This window comes from Geodermatophilus sp. SYSU D00742, assembly GCF_054049935.1.
Map to the genome: position 1 here is coordinate 69,533 of NZ_JBJGYJ010000015.1, position 20,882 is coordinate 90,414.

General features: G+C 74.4%; 20 protein-coding genes. 8 read left to right on the forward strand and 12 right to left on the reverse strand.

Going from position 1 to position 20,882, the window contains the following annotated elements; all coding sequences use genetic code 11:
- Nucleotides 1-10: 10 nt before the first annotated feature.
- The 7 genes from ACI78V_RS12525 to ACI78V_RS12555 all read right to left on the reverse strand — a co-directional run bounded on the left by ACI78V_RS12525 (nucleotide 11) and on the right by ACI78V_RS12555 (nucleotide 7,831).
- Complete coding sequence (locus ACI78V_RS12525; protein ID WP_456851232.1) at nucleotides 11-931, reverse strand: AEC family transporter; 921 nt, start codon at nucleotides 929-931, stop codon at nucleotides 11-13.
- A gap of 4 nt (nucleotides 932-935) precedes the next feature.
- Entirely contained in the window at nucleotides 936-1,802 is an 867-nt protein-coding gene (locus tag ACI78V_RS12530; protein WP_456851233.1) for an ATP-grasp domain-containing protein, read from the reverse strand.
- Nucleotides 1,799-3,313: an aldehyde dehydrogenase (NADP(+)) gene (locus tag ACI78V_RS12535; protein ID WP_456851234.1), complete on the reverse strand. Its 1,515-nt coding sequence runs from the start codon at nucleotides 3,311-3,313 to the stop codon at nucleotides 1,799-1,801. The genes ACI78V_RS12530 and ACI78V_RS12535 overlap by 4 nt, the downstream gene beginning before the upstream one ends.
- A gap of 26 nt (nucleotides 3,314-3,339) precedes the next feature.
- A complete protein-coding gene (locus ACI78V_RS12540; protein WP_456851235.1) occupies nucleotides 3,340-4,512 on the reverse strand; it encodes an L-talarate/galactarate dehydratase in 1,173 nt (390 codons plus the stop codon).
- A gap of 16 nt (nucleotides 4,513-4,528) precedes the next feature.
- Nucleotides 4,529-5,857, reverse strand: a complete 1,329-nt coding sequence (locus ACI78V_RS12545) for an enolase C-terminal domain-like protein (protein WP_456851236.1) — start codon at nucleotides 5,855-5,857, stop codon at nucleotides 4,529-4,531.
- A 29-nt stretch (nucleotides 5,858-5,886) separates the two neighbouring features.
- A complete protein-coding gene (gene kdgD, locus ACI78V_RS12550) occupies nucleotides 5,887-6,801 on the reverse strand; it encodes a 5-dehydro-4-deoxyglucarate dehydratase (protein WP_456851237.1) in 915 nt (304 codons plus the stop codon).
- A 136-nt stretch (nucleotides 6,802-6,937) separates the two neighbouring features.
- Nucleotides 6,938-7,831 (reverse strand): LysR substrate-binding domain-containing protein, encoded by an 894-nt coding sequence (locus ACI78V_RS12555; RefSeq protein ID WP_456851238.1) that lies wholly within the window; start codon nucleotides 7,829-7,831, stop codon nucleotides 6,938-6,940.
- A 138-nt stretch (nucleotides 7,832-7,969) separates the two neighbouring features.
- Between ACI78V_RS12555 and ACI78V_RS12560 the strand changes: the two genes are divergently transcribed.
- The 8 genes from ACI78V_RS12560 to ACI78V_RS12595 all read left to right on the forward strand — a co-directional run bounded on the left by ACI78V_RS12560 (nucleotide 7,970) and on the right by ACI78V_RS12595 (nucleotide 14,137).
- Nucleotides 7,970-8,983, forward strand: coding sequence for a tripartite tricarboxylate transporter substrate binding protein (locus tag ACI78V_RS12560; RefSeq protein WP_456851239.1), 1,014 nt, complete (start codon nucleotides 7,970-7,972; stop codon nucleotides 8,981-8,983).
- A 110-nt stretch (nucleotides 8,984-9,093) separates the two neighbouring features.
- Nucleotides 9,094-9,597, forward strand: coding sequence for a tripartite tricarboxylate transporter TctB family protein (locus ACI78V_RS12565; RefSeq protein ID WP_456851240.1), 504 nt, complete (start codon nucleotides 9,094-9,096; stop codon nucleotides 9,595-9,597).
- 11 nt (nucleotides 9,598-9,608) lie between these two features.
- Nucleotides 9,609-11,123, forward strand: a complete 1,515-nt coding sequence (locus tag ACI78V_RS12570) for a tripartite tricarboxylate transporter permease (protein ID WP_456851241.1) — start codon at nucleotides 9,609-9,611, stop codon at nucleotides 11,121-11,123.
- A complete protein-coding gene (locus ACI78V_RS12575; RefSeq protein ID WP_456851242.1) occupies nucleotides 11,120-11,509 on the forward strand; it encodes a universal stress protein in 390 nt (129 codons plus the stop codon). The genes ACI78V_RS12570 and ACI78V_RS12575 overlap by 4 nt, the downstream gene beginning before the upstream one ends.
- A 189-nt stretch (nucleotides 11,510-11,698) precedes the next feature.
- The gene (locus ACI78V_RS12580) at nucleotides 11,699-12,193 is read left to right on the forward strand and encodes a DUF2975 domain-containing protein (protein ID WP_456851243.1); all 495 of its coding nucleotides are present in this window, start codon (nucleotides 11,699-11,701) and stop codon (nucleotides 12,191-12,193) included.
- Nucleotides 12,193-12,429: a helix-turn-helix domain-containing protein gene (locus ACI78V_RS12585; protein WP_456851244.1), complete on the forward strand. Its 237-nt coding sequence runs from the start codon at nucleotides 12,193-12,195 to the stop codon at nucleotides 12,427-12,429. The genes ACI78V_RS12580 and ACI78V_RS12585 overlap by 1 nt, the downstream gene beginning before the upstream one ends.
- 141 nt (nucleotides 12,430-12,570) lie before the next feature.
- On the forward strand, nucleotides 12,571-13,083 hold the full coding sequence (locus ACI78V_RS12590; protein WP_456851245.1) for a DinB family protein: 513 nt from the start codon (nucleotides 12,571-12,573) through the stop codon (nucleotides 13,081-13,083).
- A gap of 82 nt (nucleotides 13,084-13,165) precedes the next feature.
- A complete protein-coding gene (locus ACI78V_RS12595) occupies nucleotides 13,166-14,137 on the forward strand; it encodes a quinone oxidoreductase family protein (RefSeq protein ID WP_456851246.1) in 972 nt (323 codons plus the stop codon).
- A 54-nt stretch (nucleotides 14,138-14,191) separates the two neighbouring features.
- Here ACI78V_RS12595 and ACI78V_RS12600 read toward each other — a convergent pair whose 3' ends face one another.
- The 5 genes from ACI78V_RS12600 to ACI78V_RS12620 all read right to left on the reverse strand — a co-directional run bounded on the left by ACI78V_RS12600 (nucleotide 14,192) and on the right by ACI78V_RS12620 (nucleotide 20,859).
- Nucleotides 14,192-15,148, reverse strand: a complete 957-nt coding sequence (locus ACI78V_RS12600; RefSeq protein WP_456851247.1) for a VWA domain-containing protein — start codon at nucleotides 15,146-15,148, stop codon at nucleotides 14,192-14,194.
- A gap of 61 nt (nucleotides 15,149-15,209) precedes the next feature.
- Nucleotides 15,210-16,223, reverse strand: a complete 1,014-nt coding sequence (locus ACI78V_RS12605) for a DUF58 domain-containing protein (protein WP_456851248.1) — start codon at nucleotides 16,221-16,223, stop codon at nucleotides 15,210-15,212.
- Nucleotides 16,220-17,554, reverse strand: a complete 1,335-nt coding sequence (locus tag ACI78V_RS12610) for an AAA family ATPase (protein ID WP_456851249.1) — start codon at nucleotides 17,552-17,554, stop codon at nucleotides 16,220-16,222. The genes ACI78V_RS12605 and ACI78V_RS12610 overlap by 4 nt, the downstream gene beginning before the upstream one ends.
- 273 nt (nucleotides 17,555-17,827) lie before the next feature.
- On the reverse strand, nucleotides 17,828-19,207 hold the full coding sequence (locus ACI78V_RS12615; protein ID WP_456851250.1) for an NlpC/P60 family protein: 1,380 nt from the start codon (nucleotides 19,205-19,207) through the stop codon (nucleotides 17,828-17,830).
- A gap of 116 nt (nucleotides 19,208-19,323) precedes the next feature.
- On the reverse strand, nucleotides 19,324-20,859 hold the full coding sequence (locus ACI78V_RS12620) for a long-chain-fatty-acid--CoA ligase (RefSeq protein ID WP_456851251.1): 1,536 nt from the start codon (nucleotides 20,857-20,859) through the stop codon (nucleotides 19,324-19,326).
- Nucleotides 20,860-20,882: the final 23 nt, after the last annotated feature.

Genomic DNA, 20,882 nt, shown 5'->3' on the forward strand with positions numbered 1-20,882 from the left:
CCGCGCCCGGTCAGCCCAGGAGCAGCGCCACGCCCAGGAGAACGGGCACGGAGAGCACCGTGGTGACCAGGACGACGTCCCGGGCCAGGACGGTGGACCGGCCGGAGGCGGCTGCGTAGACGAAGACGTTCTGGGCGGTCGGCAGCGCCGAGGTGACCGTGACGGCGAGCAGCTCGCCCCCGTCGAGCCCGGCGACCCACCTGCCCAGCGCGTAGGCCAGCAGCGGCTGGCCCACCGTCTTGAGCGCCACCGCCAGCCACACCCGGCCGGCCCCGCTGCCCGACGCCGGCCGTGGCGCCCCGTGCAGGCTCATGCCGTAGGCCAGCAGAGCGGCCGGGACGGCGAGCCCCGCGGTGAGCTCGACAGGACGCAGCACCACCGCGGGCAGGTCGCCCCCGGTCGTGGCGACCAGCAGCCCGAGGGCGCAGCCGACCACGACCGGGGTCCGGACCGGCGCGGTCAGCACCCGCCACCGCGAGGAACCCGCCGGCTGTCGGCCGGCGAGGACGGCGAGTCCGACCGGCGCCATGACGAGGACCTGGAACAGCAGCACCGGCGCGACGTACGAGGCGTCGCCCAGGACGTACACGGCCACGGGGACGCCGAGGTTGCCGGCGTTCACGTACGAGGAGGCCAGCGCACCCGTCGCCAGGTCGGTCGCCGGCACGCGCCGGCGCCACCGGGCGAGGACGACGAACAGGAGGGCACACCCGACGGCGCTGCCGGCCGTGGCGACCAGGTGCGGTGAGACCAGGACGGAGGGATCGGCCTCGGCGAGGGTCAGGAAGAGCAGCGCCGGCGTCGCCACGTAGAACGCCAGCCGGGACAGCACCTCGGAGGCGCCGGCCCCCAGCGTGCCGGCCCGGCCGACCAGCCACCCCACCGCGATGACGGCGGCCAGCGCGGCGAAGCCGCCGAGGACGGCGTTCACCGGCTCACGGCAGCTCGGCCCGCACCGCCTGGACGAGCTGGTCGACCGCGGCCGCGGGGGCCTGCGGCAGGAACAGGCTCGGCTCGGTCAGCTCCAGCTCGAGCACCACCGGGCGGCCGGCGGCGTCCGCCACGAGGTCGATGCGCGCGTACAGCGGGGCGGCCGATCCCGGGACGAGCCCGGGCACGGCGTCGAGCACCGCCTGGGCGACCTCCCGCTGCGCAGGCGTCGCCTCGACGGCGAGCAGGTCCCCGCGGCTGTCGCGGTCCTGCCGCACCCCCTCTCCGGGCTGCAGCAACGCCGCCTTGCGGACGGCGTGGGAGAACCGGCCGCCGAGGAACAGCACGGCGGTCTCCCCCGCCTCGTCGACGCTGGGCAGGTAGGGCTGCAGCATCGCCGTCCGCCCGGCTGCGCGGAGCTCGGCGGCGTGCGCGAGCGCCGCCGTCGGATCGGCCCACCGGGCGGTGTCCCGGGAGCCGGCGGAGACCGACGGCTTCACCACCCACTCCGCGGCGTCGGGCAGGTCGATGGGCTCCGTCGGGTCCCACACGGTCGGGACGACGGGCAGACCTGCGGCGGCGAGGTCGCGCAGGTGGGACTTGTCGGTGTTCCACCGCAGCACCGCGGCGTCGTTGCGCAACCGCGGCACCGAGGACGCCCAGGTCAGGAACTCCTCGCGGCGCCAGGCGTAGTCCCAGCAGGAGCGCACGACGGCCAGGTCGTAGGCGGACCAGTCGACCGCCGCGTCGTCCCACCGCACCAGGTCGACGGTCATCCCCGCCGCCCGGAGGGCCGGGGCCGCGATCGGCAGGTCGGGGTCGACCCGCAGGCCGCGCTCGAAGCTGACCAGCGCGGCCCGCGGCTCCGTCACCGGGGCAGCTCCAGCACCCCGTCGATGCGTCGTGGGATCCCGCGGTAGCCGTCGGTGAGCTCCTCCGGCAGCACCTCCTGCGGCGCCCCCTGCCAGGTGACCGGGCGCAGGAACCGGCGGATCGCGGTGGTGCCCACGGAGGTGTGCTGGGAGTTGGTGGACGGCCACGGGCCGCCGTGGTGCTGCGCCCAGGAGACGGCGACCCCGGTCGGGTAGGCGTCGTAGACCAGCCGCCCGGCGCGGGTCCGCAGCCGCTGGGAGACCGCCAGCGGCAGCTCCGTCTCGCCCTCGCCCCGCAGCACGGTGGCGGTGAGCGAGGAGGGCATGGCGTCGAGCGCGGCGAACAGCTGGCCCTCGCCGTCGTAGCGGGCCACGACCGACACCGGGCCGAAGCACTCCTCGGTCACCTCGTGCGGGAGGTCGGCGGCCGACGTGGTGAGCAGCCGCGGCACCGCGCGGAAGCCCTGCCCCGAGGGGGCCTCACCCCGGGCGATCTCCTCGACACCGGGCGCCTCGGCCAGCCGGTCGGAGATGCGGCCGTAGGACGCCGCGATGCCCTCGTTGAGCAGCACCGGGGCGGCCGCCCCGCGCACCGCCTCGGCCATCGCGTCGACCAGGGCGTCGCCGTCGGGGCCGGCCGGCACGAGGGCCAGGCCGGGCTTGGTGCAGAACTGCCCGCCGCCGAGGGTGAAGGAGCCGACCAGCTCGCCGCCGATCCGGCCGCCCCGCTCCGCGGCCGCCGTCGGCGTGACGACGACCGGGTTGAGGCTGGAGAGCTCGCCGTAGAAGGGGACGGGGTCCGGGCGCTGCTCGATGATCCGCTGCAGCGCCTGCCCGCCGGCCAGCGAGCCGGTGAAGCCGACCGCGCGGATGGCCGGGTGGGCCACCAGGTCGGCGCCGGCGCGCAGGCCGTGGACGATGCCGAGGGTGCCGTGGGGCGCCCCGGCCTTCCCGGCCGCCTCGGTGAGGACGTCGAACACCAGCTGCGACGTCGCCGGGTGGGACCCGTGGGCCTTGACCACGACCGGGCAGCCGGCGGCCAGCGCGGAGGCGGTGTCCCCGCCGGGCACCGAGAACGCCAGTGGGAAGTTGCTCGCGCCGAACACCGCGACCGGGCCGATCGGCACGAGCATCCGGCGCAGGTCCGGGCGCGGCCCCATCGGGGTGTCGCCGGCGGTGTCGATCGCGGCCTCGAGGTAGCTGCCCTCGTCCAGCACCTCGGCGAAGACCCGCAGCTGGTAGCAGGTGCGGGTCAGCTCGCCGTTCAGGCGGGTCGGGCCCAGCGCGGTCTCCCGGTCGGCGACGGCGACGACGTCGTCCCGCCGGTCCTCCAGGGCGTCGGCGAGGGTACGCAGCAGCGCGGCGCGGCCGGCCCGGCCCAGCTCCTCCAGGGCGGGCGCGGCGGCCAGCGCGATGGTGCAGAGGCGGTCCACCTCCTCGGGAGTGGTCTCCTGCGCGACGACCTCGACGGTCTCGCCGGTGCGGGGGTCGACGCTGACGACGTCGCTCATGGGGTTCTCCTCCAGGTGGTGCGGGGTCAGCGGGCGGTCGCGACGTGCACGCGGTCCACGGTCCAGGCGCGGGCCTGGTCGCTGAGGGTGACGCCGAGGCCGGGCCGGTCGGAGATGTACATGCGGCCGTCCCGCGTCTCCAGGCGCTCGTCGAACAGCGGGTACAGCCAGTCGAAGTGCTCCACCCACGGCTCGCGCGGGTAGGCGGCCGCGAGGTGGACGTGGATCTCCATCGCGAAGTGCGGGGCCAGCTGCAGGTTCGCGACGTCGGCCAGGGTCGCCAGCTTCAGGAACTGGGTGATCCCGCCGATCCGTGGGGCGTCGGGCTGGATGACGTCCACCGCGCCGTGCCGGATGAGCTCGGCGTGCTCGGCGACGCTGGTCAGCATCTCGCCGGTGGCGATGGCGGTGTCCAGCGTGCGGGCGAGCTGGGCGTGTCCCTCGGCGTCGTAGGCGTCGAGGGGCTCCTCGATCCAGACGAGGTCGAACTCCTCCAGCCGGCGGCTGACCCGCATGGCGGTGGGTCGGTCCCACTGCTGGTTGGCGTCGACCATGAGGGGGACGCCGTCGCCGAGGTGCTCGCGGACCGCGCGCACCCGGCGCAGGTCCTCGGCCGAGTCGGGCAGGCCGACCTTGATCTTGATGCCGCCGACCCCGGACTCCAGGGTGCGGGTGGCGTTGTCCTCGACCTGGTCGATCGACTCGTGCAGGAAGCCGCCGGAGGTGTTGTAGCAGCGCACCGAGTCGCGGTGCGCGCCGAGCAGCTTGGCCAGCGGCAGGCCGGCGCGCTTGGCCTTGAGGTCCCACAGCGCGACGTCGATCGCCGCGATCGCCTGCGTCGAGGCGCCGCTGCGGCCCACCGACGCCCCGGCCCAGACCAGCTTGGTCCACAGCCGGGCGATGTCGCTGGGGTCCTCGCCGATCAGGTCGGGGGCGATCTCGCGGGCGTGGGCGAACTGGGCCGGGCCGCCGGCCCGCTTGGAGTAGCTGAAGCCGACGCCCTCGTGCCCGCCCTCGGTGCGGATCTCGGCGAAGAGGAAGGCGACCTCGGTCATGGGGCGCTGCCGGCCGGTGAAGACCTTGGCGTCGCTGATGGGGGCGGGCAGCGGCAGGGTGACCGAGGAGAGGGTCACCGACTCGATGCGGTCGAGCACCGCCGGGGCGGTGGGGTGGAACGGCGCGGGCACGGTCGTCGTCATCGCGGTCTCCGAGGGGTCAGCGGACCAGGCAGGGGCGCTTGGGGTCGAACTGCCAGCCGGGCACGAGGTACTGCATGGCGACCGCGTCGTCCCGGGCGCCGAGGCCGTGCTCGAGGTAGAGCTCGTGGGCCGCGGCGAGGGCGTCCCGGTCCAGCTCGACGCCGAGTCCGGGCGCCGTCGGCACCTCGATGGCGCCGTTGCGGATCAGCAGCGGCTTGCGGGTCAGCGCCTGCCCGTCCTGCCAGATCCAGTGCGTGTCCAGGGCGGTGATCGCCCCCGGGGCGGCCGCCCCGACCTGGGTGAACATCGCCAGGGAGATGTCGAAGTGGTTGTTCGAGTGCGAGCCCCAGGTCAGGCCGAAGTCGGAGCACAGCTGGGCCACGCGGACCGAGCCGCGCATCGTCCAGAAGTGCGGGTCGGCGAGCGGGATGTCGACCGCGTTGGACCGGACGGCGTGGGCCATCTGCCGCCAGTCGGTCGCGACCATGTTCGTCGCCGTCGGCAGGCCGGTGGCCCGGCGGAACTCCGACATCACCTCGCGGCCGGAGAAACCGCCCTCGGCGCCGACCGGGTCCTCGGCGTAGGCGAGCACGCCGTGCAGGTCGCGGCACAGCTCGACGGCGTCGGCCAGCAGCCAGCCGCCGTTGGGGTCGAGGGTGACGCGGGCCTCCGGGAAGCGCTGGGCCAGCGCCCGGACGGCAGCGACCTCCTGCTCGCCGGCCAGGACGCCGCCCTTGAGCTTGAAGTCGCTGAACCCGTACCGGGTCTGCGCCGCCTCGGCCAGCGCGACGACCGCCTCCGGCGTCAGCGCCGGTTCCCGGCGCAGCCGCTCCCAGTCGTCGGCCGGGTCGCTCTCGGCGAGGTAGGGCAGGTCGGTGGCCCGCCGGTCGCCGACGTAGAAGAGGTAGCCCAGCATCGGGACGGTGTCGCGCTGCTGCCCCTCGCCGAGCAGCTCGGCCACGGGGACGCCGAGGTGCTGGCCCAGCAGGTCGAGGAGGGCCGACTCCAGCGCGGTGACCGCGTGGATGGTCGTCCGCAGGTCGAAGGTCTGCAGCCCACGGCCGCCGGCGTCCCGGTCGGCGAAGGTGGCCGACACCGCCCGCAGCAGCCGGCCGAGGGCGGCGACGGGCTGGCCGGCGAGCAGTTCGGCGGCGTCCTCGACGGTGCGGCGGATCGCCTCCCCGCCGGGCACCTCCCCCACCCCGGTCCGGCCCTCGCTGTCGGTGACGATCGCGATGTTGCGGGTGAAGAAGGGGCCGTGCGCGCCGCTGAGGTTCAACAGCATGCTGTCGTGCCCGGCGACGGGGACCACCTCGACGCGGGCGACGGTGGGCGTGCGGGTCATACCGTCCTCCAGGGGTGCGGGGTGGTGGGTCAGGAGACCTTGCCGACCAGCGCGGTCAGCTCGTCGAGCTCGGTCTCGGTGAGGTCGGTCAGCGGCGGCCGCACGCGCCCGCCGTCGCGCCCGACGGCGGTCAGACCGGCCTTGACGATGGAGACCGCGTACCCCTTCCGCCGGTCGCGGATGTCGGCGTAGGGGATGACGAAGTCGTTGAGCATCCCGTAGACCGCCGCGCGGTCCTGGGCGCGGACGGCCGCGTAGAAGCGCAGCGCGAACTCCGGCAGGAAGTTGTAGAGCGCCGAGGAGTAGGTGCTGACCCCCAGCTGCAGCAGCGGCAGCGCGAACGTCTCGGCCGTGGGCAGGCCGCCGACGTAGATGAGCCGGTCGCCCACCTTGGCGTAGGTGCGGGTCATCTGCTCGATGTCGCCGATGCCGTCCTTGAGCCCGATCAGGTTCGGGTTGCGGTCGGCGACCTCGGCGACGGTGACGTCCCGGAGGACGGCGTTGGCCCGGCTGTACACGATCACGCCGAGGTCGGTGGCCCGGCACACGGCGCTGATGTGCTCCACCAGGCCGGCCTGGCTGGCCTCGGTGAGGTAGGGCGGGAAGAGCAGGATGCCGTCGGCCCCGGCCTCCTGCGCCGCGCGGGCCTGGGCCACGGACTCGGCGGTGCCGCCGGTCGCCGGGGCGAGCACGGGCACCCGGCCGCCGATCTCGTCCACCGCGACACGGACGACGCGGTCGATCTCGGCGCTGGTGAGGGAGAAGCCCTCCCCGGTCCCACCGGCCGCGAACAGGCCGGCGACGTCGAAGCCGGCCTGCCACGCCAGGTGCTGGCGGTAGCGCGGCTCGTCGAACTGCAGGTCGGCGTCGAAGTGGGTCACCGGGAAGGAGAGCAGGCCGGACTTCAACCGGGTGGCGAGCTCGGCGGGCGGCAGCAGGGTCACGGGGTCGTCCTCGGGTCCGACGGGTCCGGAGTCGTCCGCGGGAGGCGGGTCCGGAGGTGGTCGGCGTCACCGTAGGAACGACTGATGATGCCTGTCCAAGAGCTGTTTCGCATCGTCCGATGCCGACAGCGCATCGTCAGGACGTGGGGAAGGCCCGCCCGAGCACGTCCAGCACCCGCCACAGGGCGGGGTTGCGCGACTGCCGCATCCACAGCAGGTGCAGCTCGACCGGCTCGGCCACCGGCGTCGCGAGGGGCACGAAGGCGACCCCGTCGATGTGCAGCCGGCTGGCCGACTCGGGCACGAAGGCGACGCCCCGGCGGGCCGCCACGAGCCACAGCATCGTGAGCACCTGGCTCACCGTGTGGACGACGTTCTCGTGCGCGACCGGCACCAGCCCGACCACGAGGTCGTAGAAGTACCGCGCCCTGGTCGGCGAGTGCATCACGACCGGCTCGCCACGGAGGTCCTCGGCGACGACGGGCCGGCCCAGCCCGGTGAGCCGGTGGCCGACCGGGACGGCGACGAGCATCGCCTCGCGGTGCAGCAGGCGGGAGCCGAAGGTCTCGGCGTCGAAGGGCGGCCGGGCCAGGCCCAGGTCGACCTCCTCGTTGAGCAGGGCGCCGACCTGCTCCCGGGTGACCATCTCGGCGAGCTCCACGTCGACGTCCGGCAGTTCGCCGGCGACCTCGTTGAGCAGCCGGCCGAGCGTGCCGTAGGTGGAGGCGGCGGTGAAACCGATCCGAACCAGACCGCTGGAGCCGGAGGACACCCGCCGGGCCATCTCGGGCGCGGCGTCGGCCAGGGCGAGCAGCCGGCGGGCCTCGGTGAGGAACACCGCACCGGCGGCGGTCAGGGCCACCCGGCGGTTGTCCCGTTCCAGCAACTGGGCACCCACGCTGCGCTCCAGTTTCTGGATCTGCCGGCTCAGCGGCGGCTGGGTCATGCTCAGCCGCTCGGCCGCCCGGCCGAAGTGCAGCTCGTCGGCGACGGCCACGAAGCCCCGCAGCTGCTCCAGCGTGTAGGCCATGCTCTGACGGTATCAATCGATGCACGAGTGAACTTGGACAGGCATTGAGCGGCCTACCTACGCTCTGCCGCGACCGCTTCCGGGTGACCGCGCTCACAGCCGTGTACCCGGGATCCTTCCCTCGCACAGGAGCGCGACATGACCAGCACCTCCCGGAACCGCCGCGGCCTGACCGCCGGGCTCGGTCTCGTGACCGCCCTCTCGCTCGCCGCCTGCGGCGGCAACCTCGGGGGCGGGGACAGCGCGGACGCCGCCGCGTCCTTCCCCGACGGCCCGATCACCCTGCTGGTCGGGCAGGACGCCGGCGGCAGCACCGACCTCATCGCCCGGGCGCTGGCCGACCAGGCCTCGGAGGAGCTCGGCGTGCCGATCACCGTCGAGAACCGGCCCGGCGCCAACGGCGCGGTGGCCGCCCAGGAGCTCGCCGGCGCCGAGCCCGATGGTCAGACGCTGATGACCTTCGTCGGCAGCCTGGCCTACATCACCCCGCTGGCCGTCGGCGAGGACGAAGCGGTGGACATCAACGACTACACGGTCGTCACCGGCATCTCCCAGGACGACTACGTGCTCGTCACCAGCCCGCAGACCGGCTTCACCAGCGTCGACGACATCGTGAACGCCGGCCGGCCGATCACCTTCGGGACGACCGGAGTGGGCACCGGCAGCCAGCTCTCGCAGGAGCTGCTCCTCGCCCAGGCCGGCGTCGACGCCACCGCCGTCCCGTTCGACGGCGGCGCGCCCACCCTGACCGCGGTGCTCGGCGGTCAGGTCGACGTCGGCTCGGTGCAGCTGGGCGAGGCCGCGGCGCAGATCGAGGCCGGCGAGCTGGTGCCGATCGTGACCTTCGCCGAGGAGCGCCCGCAGTACCTGCCGGACACCCCGACCGCCGTGGAGGCCGGCTACGACGTGCCGGTGCAGCAGTCGCGGGCCATCGCGGCGCCGGACGGCACCCCCGAGGAGGTCGTCACGCAGCTGGAGGAGGCCTTCCAGGCCGCCTTCGCCAGCGAGGAGTACCAGGCCTTCAACGAGGAGCGGCTGCTCACGCCGAACGAGATCAGCGGCGAGGAGCTGCAGCAGCAGTGGACCGAGAACCTGGAGAACTACCGGTCCCTGGTGGAGGAGTACTCGATCGACCTCGGCGGCGGGCAGTGAGCTCGCCCCAGGGCGGTACCCCGGCGGCTCCCGGCGGCCGGACGGCCGCCGGGGGTCCACCCTCCCCCGGGCACCCCGGCCCGGGGCGCCACGGTCCCGAGCACCACGGCGTGACCGAGACGGTGCACGAGCTCGAAGAGGCCCTGCACGAGCTCGAGGACGCGGACCGGCCCCCACCGGCCGGCCCGGTCGCCAACGTGCTCATCGCCCTGGTGGTGGTGGCGCTCGGGGCCGCGACGATCGCCGGAGCGCTGACCCTGGACGTCGGCAGCGCGGCGACCCCCGCCGCCGGGATGTGGCCCCTGCTGATCGGCGGGCTCCTCGTCGTCCTCGGCCTCGCGCTGCTGCCCCTCGCCCGCCGCACGGCCGACGCCGAGCGCTTCACCGGCGCCAGCTGGCTGGTCGTGGCCGGGCTGGCCTCGATGCTCGTCTTCGTCGCGCTGATCAGCGTCATCGGCTTCGAGATCCCGGCCCTGCTGCTCATGTTCGTGTGGCTGCGCTTCCTCGGGCACGAGAGCTGGCGGCTGTCGGTCATCACGAGCCTGGCCGTCGTCGTCGGCTTCTACCTGGTCTTCGTCGCGGCCCTCTCGGTCCCGATCCCGCACCTGTTCTAGGGGACAACCGCATGGACATCGCCCCCGTGCTCGACGGCTTCACCGTCGTCCTCGAGCCCACCAACCTGCTCTACTGCCTGATCGGCGTCGTCATCGGCATGCTGATCGGCGTCCTGCCCGGCCTCGGCCCGGCGGCGACCATCGCGATCCTGCTGCCGCTGACGTTCGGCATCGAGCCGGTCACCGCGATCATCATGCTGGCCGGCATCTTCTACGGCGCCCAGTACGGCGGGACGATCACGTCGGTGCTGCTGCGGCTGCCCGGTGAGGCCTCGTCCGTGGTCACCGTCTTCGACGGCCACGCGCTGGCCCGGCAGGGCAAGGCCGGCACCGCGCTCGGGATCGCCGCGATCGGCTCCTTCGTCGGCGGGACGGTGTCCATCGTCGCCCTGTCGATCGTGGCCCCGGTCGTGGCCGGTTTCGCCCTGGACTTCGGCCCTCCGGAGTACACCGCCCTGGCGCTGCTCGGCATCCTGCTGGTGTCGACCGTGAGCAGCGGCGACCGGCTCAAGGCGGTCATCGCCGCCGCCGTCGGGCTGCTGCTGGCCACCGTCGGCCGGGACGGCTTCACCGGCGCCGAGCGCTTCACCTTCGGCAGCCTCGACCTCGCCGACGGCCTGGACTTCGTGCCGATCGCGATGGGCCTGTTCGGTCTCGGCGAGATCCTGCACGCCCTCGAGGAGCGGCACCGCGCCGTCCAGGCCCCGGCGAGGGTCGCCAACGTGTGGCCGTCGCGGAAGGACCTGCGGCAGTCCTCCGGTGCGATCGGTCGCGGGTCGGTCCTCGGCTTCCTGCTCGGCATCCTCCCCGGCGGCGGCGCGACGCTGTCCTCCCTCGCGGCCTACGCCCTGGAGAAGCGCCGCTCCAAGACGCCGGAGCGCTTCGGCGAGGGCGCCGTCGAGGGCGTCGCCGCCCCCGAGACGGCGAACAACGCCGCCGCGACCTCGTCCTTCATCCCGCTGCTGACGCTGGGCATCCCGGCCAACGCGACCATGGCGGTCATCTTCGGCGCCCTGCTCATCCAGGGCGTGACGCCCGGCCCGCAGCTGGTCAGCGAGGAGCCGGAGCTGTTCTGGGGCGTGGTCAACTCCATGTACATCGGCAACATCCTGTTGCTGATCATGAGCATCCCGCTGGTCGGCGTCTTCGTGCGCATCCTGCGCGTGCGGGCCACCGTCCTCGCCCCGATCACCGTGCTCATCACGCTGGTCGGCGTCTACACCGTGCGCAACAACGTCTTCGACATCGTGCTGGTCATCGCCTTCGGCGCCCTCGGCTACCTGATGAAGAAGCTCGGCTTCGACCCCGGCCCGCTGGTGCTGGCGTTCGTCCTCGGCTCACTGCTCGAGGAGTCGCTGCGCCGGTCGCTGCTGCTGTTCGGCGGCGACCCGACCGGCTTCTTCACCCGGCCGATCTCCGGGACCCTGCTGGTCCTCTTCCTGGTGGTCCTGCTCCTCCCCCTCATCAGGACCGCCCTCGCCCGCCGCCGGGCCCCCGCCCGGCGTGACACCAAGGAGCTCGTGTGACCGTCCTCGCCGGATTCGTGCCCACCCCGGAGGGCGAGGCCGCCTTCACCGCGGGGCTCGAGGAGGCCCGTCGGCGCCGCGAGGGGCTCCTCGTCCTCAACACCCCCCGCAGCGGCGCCCCGGTCAGCGCCGACGTCGCACCTCCCGAGCTGGTCGACCAGCTGTCCGCCCGGGCCGCCGACGCCGGTGTCGCCCTCGAGGTGCGACAGACCCCCCACGCCGGCGACCTGGCCGACGAGGTGCTCCGGGTGGCCGACGAGTCCGACGCCTCGGTCATCGTGATCGGCCTGCGCCGCCGGTCGCCGGTCGGGAAGCTGCTCATGGGCAGCGCCGCGCAGCGCATCCTGCTCGACGCCACCCGCCCCGTGCTGGCCGTCAAGCCGTAGCGGACCTGCTCCCACCCGGGCTCCCCGAGCCCGCCGACGAGCCGGGCCGGGTCGAACCGATCGGGCGAGGTGCACAGGTCCCTTGTGTTCCCCCGCGGCAGCACGAGCGCGCCGTGGCCGTCCGGTCATGGTCGGCCACCACGGTGCGTCCTGTTGACGATCGATAGCCACCGACCGAGGGTCGATGTCATGTCGACGGTGCACCGGGCCGTGGGCCCGCTCCGGGTCCTGCTCGCAGTGGTGTTCGTGGCCTTGCTGGCTGCCCAGATCTGGGCCGTGCCCGGGATGGTGCCGGACATCGCCGCGCCCTCGCTGGAGCAGTCCTTCATGCGGTGGACGATGGCGACGGTCTCGGTGCTGGGGCTGGTGTGCGTCCAGGTCGTCATCGTGTCCACCTGGCAGTTGCTGACCATGGTCACGCACGACCGCATCTTCAGCGCGGGTTCCCTGCCGTGGGTGAACGCGATCGTCGGGGCGGTCGCCGCGGGGTGGCTGATGCTCCTCGGGGCGTTCGTCTGCGCGTACTACTTCATCGTCGACGAGGTCAGCGACGACCCCGCGCTGCCGGCGCTGCTCCTGGTGCTGCTGCTGGTCGGCGCCGTGGTCGGGCTGCTCCTGGTGGTGATGCGCGCGCTGCTGCGGCAGGCCACGACGCTGCGGACCGACATGGAAGCGGTCATCTGATGCCCATCGTCGTCCGCATCGACGTCGAGCTGGCCAGGCGGAAGATGAGCGTCGGCGAGTTCGCCGAGCGGGTCGGCCTCACGCCGGCGAACGTGGCGGTGCTGAAGAACGGCCGGGCCAAGGCCGTCCGCTTCAGCACGCTCGAGGCCATGTGCCGGGTCCTCGGCTGCCAGCCCGGCGACCTGCTCGAGTGGGTCCCGGAGGACTCCGACGCTCCGCACGGGGCCCGCCGGTGACCGGGGTCCGGGGGCCGACGGAGCGCTCCGGCGACGACGCCGACCGCTGACCGGGGTACCGGCACCGCCACCGGTCCCATCCGGCACCCCCTGCCCCTAGCGTCGGCACCGACCCACCGGAGGACGACGGGAGGAGCTCCCATGACCGGTACGACCACCCTCACCCGCGAGCGGGCCGACCTGATCGAGTCGCTGCGGCGACACCGGTCCTTCCTCCGGTACACCGTCCGCGACCTGACCGACGAGCAGGCGCAGCGGCGGCCGACCGTCAGCGCGCTGGACCTCGCCGGGCTGATCAAGCACGTGGCGGCCACGGAGGCGGGCTGGGCCCGGTTCGCCGAGGGTGGCGCCGAGGCGATGCACCGCAACTGGGGCCCCGATGCCGCGACCCGGCACTGGCACCTGGCCCCCGGGGAGACGCTGGCAGGCGTGCTGGCCGACTACGAGGAGATCGCCCGGCGCACCGACGACCTCGTCGCCTCCTTCCCCGACCTGGACGCCGAGCACGCGCTGCCCGAGGCCCCGTGGTTCGAGCCGGGCGCCCGCTGGTCGGCCCGGCGGGTGTTCCTGCACATCATCGCGGAGACCGCTCAGCACGCCGGCCACGCCGACATCCTGCGGGAGGCGATCGACGGCCAGAAGACGATGGGCTGACCCGGGCCGCTCGTCGCCACCGACCGTCGCGACCACCGGTCCCCGGTCCGGTCCCTCGGCGGTCAGGCCTAGCCTCCGGTCCATGCGTGCCGTGCAGATCACCCGCTTCGGCGGCCCCGAGGTCCTCGACGTCGTCGACCTGCCCGACCCCGTCCCCGGCGACGGCCAGCAGCTCTACGAGGTGAGTGCCGCAGGAGTTAACTTCGCCGACACCCACCAGATCGAGGACAGCTACCTGGCGCCGCAGCAGCTGCCGCTGGTCCCGGGCGCGGAGTTCGTCGGGACGCCGGCCGGCGGCGGGCCGCGGGTGGTCGGGCTGCTCGACGGCGGCGGCTACGCGGAGCGGGTCGCCGCCTCCCCGCGCCTGACGTGGCCGGTACCCGACGGCGTCACCGACGAGCAGGCGCTGGCCGTCGTCCTGCAGGGCGCGACCGCCTGGCACCTGCTGCGCACCAGCGCCCACCTCGCCGCCGGGGAGACCGTCGTCGTCATCGCCGGTGCCGGCGGGGTCGGCTCGCTGGCCGTCCAGCTGGCGCGGCGGTGGGGTGCCGGCCGGGTCATCGCCACCGCGTCCAGCGCCGAGAAGCGGGCGCTCACCGAGGAGCTGGGGGCCGACGCCTCGGTGGATCCGGCGCTGGCCGACGACGACCCCCGGGCGTTCACCGCCGCGCTGCGCGAGGCCAACGGCGGCAGCCCTGTGGACGTCGTCCTGGAGATGACCGGCGGCAACGTCTTCGCCGGCTCGCTGTCCGCGCTGGCCCCCTTCGGCCGGCTGGTCACCTACGGCATGGCCTCCCGCCAGGAGACCCGCGCCGTCCCGCCGGGCTCGCTCATGCAGAGGAGCCGCGCGGTCATCGGCTTCTGGCTGGCCCACTGCATGACCCGGCCGCACATGATGGACGACGCCATGGCCGAGCTGCTGCCGCTGGTGGCCGAGGGCGCGCTGCAGCCGGTCGCCGGGGGCCGCTACCCGTTGACCGCCGTCCGCGAGGCGCACCAGGACCTGCTCGCCCGCCGCACCACCGGCAAGCTCTCCCTCGACCCCGCGCGGTAGTGGAGACCCCGTCCCCACCACCGGCAGACCCGTGGCGGGGCGCTGGACGGGCCGCTAGACGAGGCGGTTGGTCCAGAGGAGGCTGAGGACGAGGCCGACCAGCGCGACGAGCACGCCGCCGCGGACGAACCAGTAGCTGACGTCGCGGGGCTCGGTGGTGTAGCCGATCTGGCTGCCGAGGTCCTCGTAGACCTGCTCGAGCTCCGCGGCGCTGGCCGCCTCGCTGTAGCTGCCGCCGGTCTCGTCGGCGATGCGCTCGAGGGTCTCCCGGTCCACCGGCACCGGGACCCGCTCCCCGTCGAGGTCGAGGGTGCCGTAGTCGGTGCCGAACGCGATGGTGGAGACCGGGATGCCGGCGTCGACGGCGGCGTCGATCGCCTGGGTGTCGTCGCGGCCGACGGTGTTGTAGCCGTCGGAGAGCAGCACGACGCGGGCGGGCGGGAGGTCCTCCTGCGCCGCGTCCAGTGTTGCCTGGTAGTTCTGGATCGCGGTCAACGACGTGAACACGGCCTCGCCGATGGCGGTCGACTCCGCGAGGTCCAGGTTGTCGATCGCGGCCCGCACCTGCCCGCGGTCGGTCGTGGGCGTGACCAGCGTGGTGGCCGTCCCGGCGAACGAGACCAGCCCTAGGTTGATCCGCGCCGGGAGGACGTCGACGAACTGCTTGGCCGCGACCTGCATGGCCTCGAACCGGCTGGGCTCGATGTCGGTGGCCTGCATCGACAGCGAGACGTCGACGGCCATGACCACCGTCGCCCGTTCCCGCGGCACCCGGACCTCGGTCGAGGGGACGGCGAGGGAGACCAGCAGCGCGGCCATCCCCAGGGCGACCAGCCCGAAGGCCAGGTGCCGCCGCCACCCCGGCCGCCTGGGCACCAGCGTGCCGAGCAGGGCGACGTTGGTGAACCGGGCCGCGTAGGCCTTGCGGCGCAGCTGCAGCACCACGTACAGCGCCACCAGCGCCACGACGGCGACCAGGGCGAGCAGCCACAGGGGGGCCTGGAAGGTCATCGGGGGGCTCCTCCGCTGCCGGGACGCCGGCGGTCGCGGCGGGCGGTCGGGACCGACGACGTCATCGCGACGCACCTCCGGAGCCCGCCCGCCGCCGGTCGGCGACGAACCGGACGACGTCCATCAGCCAGTCCCGGTCCGTCCGCAGTTGCAGGTGCCCGGCGCCGGCCCGGCGCAGCGCCGCGGCGATCTCCCGTCGCTGGGCGGCGGCGCCCGCCGCGAACCGCACGCGGAACTCCGCGTCGCCGGTCGGCACCTCCAGCGTCTGCCCGCTCTCGGGGTCGACGACGGTGAGGAGGCCGACGTCGGGCAGCTCGAGTTCCCGCGGGTCGACCACCTCGATGGCGAGCAGCTCGTGGCGCCCGGACAGGCCGCGCAGCGGGCGCTCCCAGTCGCTGTCGCCGAGGAAGTCCGAGACGACGACCACCAGGCCGCGACGGCGCTGCGGCCGGCGCAGCGACTCCAGGGCGGCGGCGAGGTCACCGCGGCGCCCGCCGCTCGCGCGCGGGGTGGCGACGACGCCGCGCAGCAGCCGGTCGGCGGCCAGCCGCCCGGACGCCGCCGGGTAGCGGTCGACCCGCTCCCCGGTGGTCACGACGGCGCCGAGGCGGTTGCCGCCCCGGACGGTCAAGTGGCTGACCGCCGCCAGGCCGGCGATGGCGAGGTCGCGCTTCTGGCAGCGGGCGGTACCGAAGTCGAGGCTGGCGGAGAGGTCCACCACCGCCCAGGTCTCCAGCTCGCGGTCGGCGATCGTCTCGCGGACGTGCGGCACCAGGGTGCGCGCGGTCACCGGCCAGTCCATCCGCCGCACGTCGTCGCCCGGGTGGTACGTGCGGGAGTCGCCGGCCTCGCTGCCCGATCCCGGGACCAGCCCCAGGTGGTCTCCCTGCAGCAGCCCGTCGAGCCGCCGCCGGATGGTCAGCTCCAGTCGCTGCAGCAGCACGTCGGCCGGGCCCTCGGCGAAGTGCGGCGGCGCGCCGTCGCCGGGACCCGGGTCGATGCCCGAGCCCGGGGTGGGCGCGCGCCCGGACGGCTCGGGCTCGGCGGTGGCCGCCGTGCGGCGACGGAGGATCACGCCGGTGCGGACCCGCGTGCGTAGCCGTTCCCGGCGGGGCCGGGCTCGCCGTGCGGCGCCCCGCCCGGCTGGCCCTGGGGAGCCGGCGCAGCGTGCGGACCGGCCTGGCCCTGCGGACCGGCCTGGACCGGGCCCCCGCCCGGGCCCGGGCCGAACTGCGGCACCGGCTGTCCCTGGGGCGGGCCGAACAGCGGCCCGGGCTGGCCCGGGGCGAACTGCGGCTGCCCCTGCGGCGGGGCCAACTGCGGCACGGCCGGCCCACCGGGCACGCTCGGGCCGAAGCCGCCGGCCCGCTGCCGCGGGGTCACCTGCGGCAGGGGCACCGTCTGCAGGATCCGCTTGATGACGTGGTCGGCGGGCACGCCGTCGGCCAGGGCGTCGTAGGACAGCACCAGCCGGTGGCGGAGCACGTCGGCGGTGACGTCGAGGACGTCCTGCGGGAGCACGTAGTCCCGGCCGCGGACCAGCGCCAGCGCCCGGCTGGCCGCGATGAGGCCCAGCGAGGCGCGCGGGCTGGCGCCGTAGGACACCCAGGCGGCGACGTCGTCCATGCCGTGCTCGCGCGGCGCCCGGGTGGCGACCACCAGGCGGACGACGTAGTCGACCAGTGCGTGGTGGACGAACACCTGCGAGGTGGTGCGCTGCATCCGGACGAGGTCGCTGGGCCCGAGGACGGTCTCGGCCACCGGCGGGGTCGACCCCATCCGGTAGATGATCTCCCGCTCCTCCTCCGGGCTCGGGTAGTCGACGAGCACCTTCATGAGGAAGCGGTCGCGCTGGGCCTCGGGGAGCGGGTAGACGCCCTCGGACTCGATCGGGTTCTGGGTGGCCAGGACCAGGAAGGGGTCGGGCAGCGGGTGGGTGACCCCGCCGATGGAGACCTGCTTCTCGGCCATCACCTCCAGCAGGGCCGACTGCACCTTGGCCGGGGCGCGGTTGATCTCGTCGGTGAGGACGAAGTTGGCGAACACCGGTCCGAGCTCGGTGTCGAAGGCGTCCTGGCCGGCCTTGTAGATGCGGGTGCCGATGATGTCCGCGGGCACCAGGTCGGGGGTGAACTGCAGGCGGGCGAAGGTGCCGCCGACGACGGTGGCCAGCGTCTCCACCGCCAGGGTCTTGGCGACGCCGGGCACGCCTTCCAGGAGCACGTGACCGCGGGCGAGCACCGCGACGAGCATCCGCTCGACCAGCCGGTCCTGGCCCACGATGACCCGCTTGATCTCGAACAGCACCCGCTCCAGGCGGGCCGCGTCGGCCGACGGCGGGACCGGCTGACCGGCGGCGGTCGCGCCGGCGGGCTGCTCGAGAGGGGTGCTGGCGGCGCTGGTCACGCGGTCTCCTCGCTGGGGGTCGTCCCGTCGGAGCCAGTGTCCTACACGGAGCTGGACGCTTCCTGGGCGTCCGCCGTCCGCCTCCGGCGGGCGCGCCGCGGGCACCGTCGGACCGCCACGCCGACGGTGCGCGTGGCGCGTGCACACCCCTGCCCGTGGGCCCGGCAGGCTGCTAGCCTCGATCCTGCGTCGGGCAGCTCCCCCCGTGGCTGCCCGACGCCCCATCTCCCTCCGGCCCCAACCTCGGTGCCGTCGAGCGCCGGGGTTCCTCCCTCAGCCGGTCGGGCGCACGGCGCCGTAGTAGTCCGAGCCGAACCACATCGACGAGATGCGGACGACGTCGCCGCTCTGCGGGGCCTGGATCACCTGGCCGCCGCCGATGTAGAGCGCCACGTGGTAGATCGAGGTGTAGGCCGACCCCGTGGCCCAGAACACCAGGTCACCGGGCTGCAGCTCCGACGCGGCCACGGTCCGGTCGCGGAAGCGCCAGTACTGGTCGCGACTGGTGCTGCCGATCGCGATGCCGGCCTGGGCGTAGGCGTACTCGGTCAGGCCCGAGCAGTCGAAGCCGAAGATCGTGGTGTCCGGCGGGATGCCGAGGGAGGGACCACGGCTGTTGCCGCCACCCCAGCTGTAGGGCAGCCCGCGCTGCGACTTCGCCGCCGCGATCGCGGTCTGCACGGCCGACCCGGTGGGCGTCCCGGCCGTGGTGCTGTTCGAGGGCCTGGTCGACCCACCCGACGACGAGCCGCCCGAGGACGAGCCACCCGAGGACGAGGACCCCGAGGACGAGGACCCCGACGACGAGGAGCCGCCGGAGGACGAGCCGGTGGAGGACGGCGTGGTGGCCGGCGGGCGCGACCGCGAGGCCTCCTCCGCCGCCGCGGCGGCCGCGGCGGCGTCCCGCGCACCCTCGGCGCCGTAGAGCGTCTCCTGCGCCTCGGCGAGCTCGGCCTCCATCGTGGCGCGCTGCTCGGTCAGCGTCGCGGCCTGGGCGCGGGCGGAGACCTCCTGCTCCTGGGCGGCGGCCAGGGACTCCCCCGCCCGGGTCTCCAGCTCGGTGGCCTCCTGCACCGCCTGCTGGGCCGCGCCCTCGGCGACGGTGGCCTGCTCCTCCAGCACGGTCAGCTGCGCCACGACGTCCACGCGGTGCGAGCCGGCGGCGTCGAGCAGCGCCGCCCGCTCCACCAGCTGCGCCGGGCCCGCGGCGCTCATCAGGGCCGCGGCGCCGGGGGCCGTGCTGCCCTGCATGTAGCTGGACCGGGCGAAGGCGACCACCTGCGCGCGGCCACGCGCCAGCTCGGCCTCGGCGCGGGCGGCCTCGGCAGCGGCGGCGTCGGCCGCGGCCTGCGCCTCCTGCTGCGCCGCGCGGCACTCCTCGTACTCCTGCAGCGCGATCTGGGCGGCCTGGTACGCCGCCGCGGCCGCGTTCTCGGCCTGCGCGAGCTGTGCGCTCAGCGCGCCCACCCGCGCCGCGGCGGCGTCACGCTCGCTGCGCGCGTCGGCGACCGCGTCGTCCTCGGGGGTGGCGGCCGCCGTCCCCGGCGCGAGGCCGACGACCACGAGCGTGGCGGCGACCGTCCCGATGCCGCGGAGCCAGCGGGGGCCCCTGCCCCTCGTCCGGCCCCGTCCCGTATGTGCTGCGCTGTCCACGAACCGACCCCTCTTCGACCCTGCGCCGACGCGCCCCGGAGGGCGCTCCCTGGTGCGGGATCGACCCGACCGGGGAGGGAGTTGAGGGGGCCCTCACCCGGCCGGGTGATGCCGGGTCAGTTGACCTGACGGTCGGACGTGGACCAGAAGGCCTCGCGCAGCTTGAACTTCTGGATCTTCCCGGTGGCGGTGCGGGCCAGTTCGTCGGCGAACTCCACCCGCTTGGGGGCCTTGTAGGTGGCGATCCGCTGCCGGCAGTGGGCGATGATCTCCTCCGCCGTCGCCGACTGCCCCTCGGCGAGGACGACGATGGCCGTCACCATCTCGCCCCACTTGTCGTCGGGGACGCCGATGACCGCGACCTCCGCGACCGCCGGGTGGCTGAAGACGGCGTCCTCCACCTCGATGGAGGAGACGTTCTCCCCACCGGTGATGATCACGTCCTTCTTGCGGTCGGAGATCGTGAGGTACCCGCCCTCGTCGATCGTGCCGCCGTCCCCGGTGTGGAACCAGCCGCCCTCCAGCGCCTCGGCGGAGGCGTCGGGGTTCTGCCAGTAGCCGGCCAGGACGGTGTTGCCCTGGGCCAGCACCTCGCCGGACTCGCTGACGGCCAGCCGGGTGCCCAGCGCCGGCACCCCGGCCCGGGACAGCAGCTTGGCCCGCTCCTCCGGTGCCAGGCCGTCGTACTCCTCGCGCGGGCGGTTGATCGTGAGCAGGGGGGCGGTCTCGGTGAGGCCGTAGATCTGGTTGAACTCCCAGCCCAGCTCCGCCTCGACGCGGGCGATGGTGCGCGAGGGCGGCGGGGCGCCGGCGACGATGATCCGCACCCTGTCCCGGCCGGGGATCTCGCCGTCCCACCCGGCGGCGGCGTCGAGCACGGCGTTCCAGACCGCCGGGGCACCGGCCATGAGCGTGACGCCGTGCTGCTCGACCCGGCGCAGGATCTCCGGGCCGTCGACCTTGCGCAGCACCACCTGGCGGGCGCCCAGGCCCGTCGTGGAGTAGGGCAGGCCCCAACCGTTGCAGTGGAACATCGGCAGGGTGTGCATGTAGACGTCGCGGTCGCTGATCTGCATGTGCATGGCGAAGGTGACGGCGTTGACCCACTCGTTGCGGTGGGTCATCTGCACGCCCTTGGGCCGGGCCGTCGTCCCGCTGGTGTAGTTGATGGTGGCGGTGGCGTCCTCGTCCGGCTCCGACCACGGCCGCGGCTCGGTGTCGAAGCGGAGCAGCTGCTCGTACTCCTCACCGGTCGTGAACTTGTGCTCGGCCTCCACGCTCTTGAGGGCCGGCTCCAGCTCCGGGTCGACCAGCAGCACCCGGGCGCCGCAGTGGCCGACGATGTAGCTGACCTCCTCCGGCTGCAGCCGGAAGTTGACCGGGACCGCCACCCGCCCCGACGACGGGACGGCGAGCAGGCACTCCAGCAGCCGACCGGCGTTGTGGCTGACGATCGCCACCCGCTCCCCCTCGCCCACCCCGAGCGCGTCCAGCCCGGCCTGCAGGGCGCGCCCGCGCCGGGCCACCTCGCGGTAGGTGAGCTCGCCGGTCGAGGGCGCCGGCTGGTTGGGCTCGTCGACGATGCCGATCCGGTCGCCGTAGACGAGCTCGGCCCGGTCCAGGAAGTCACGGGTGGTCAAGGGCACGTGCATGTCCGGCTCCCCGGTGCTGTGGC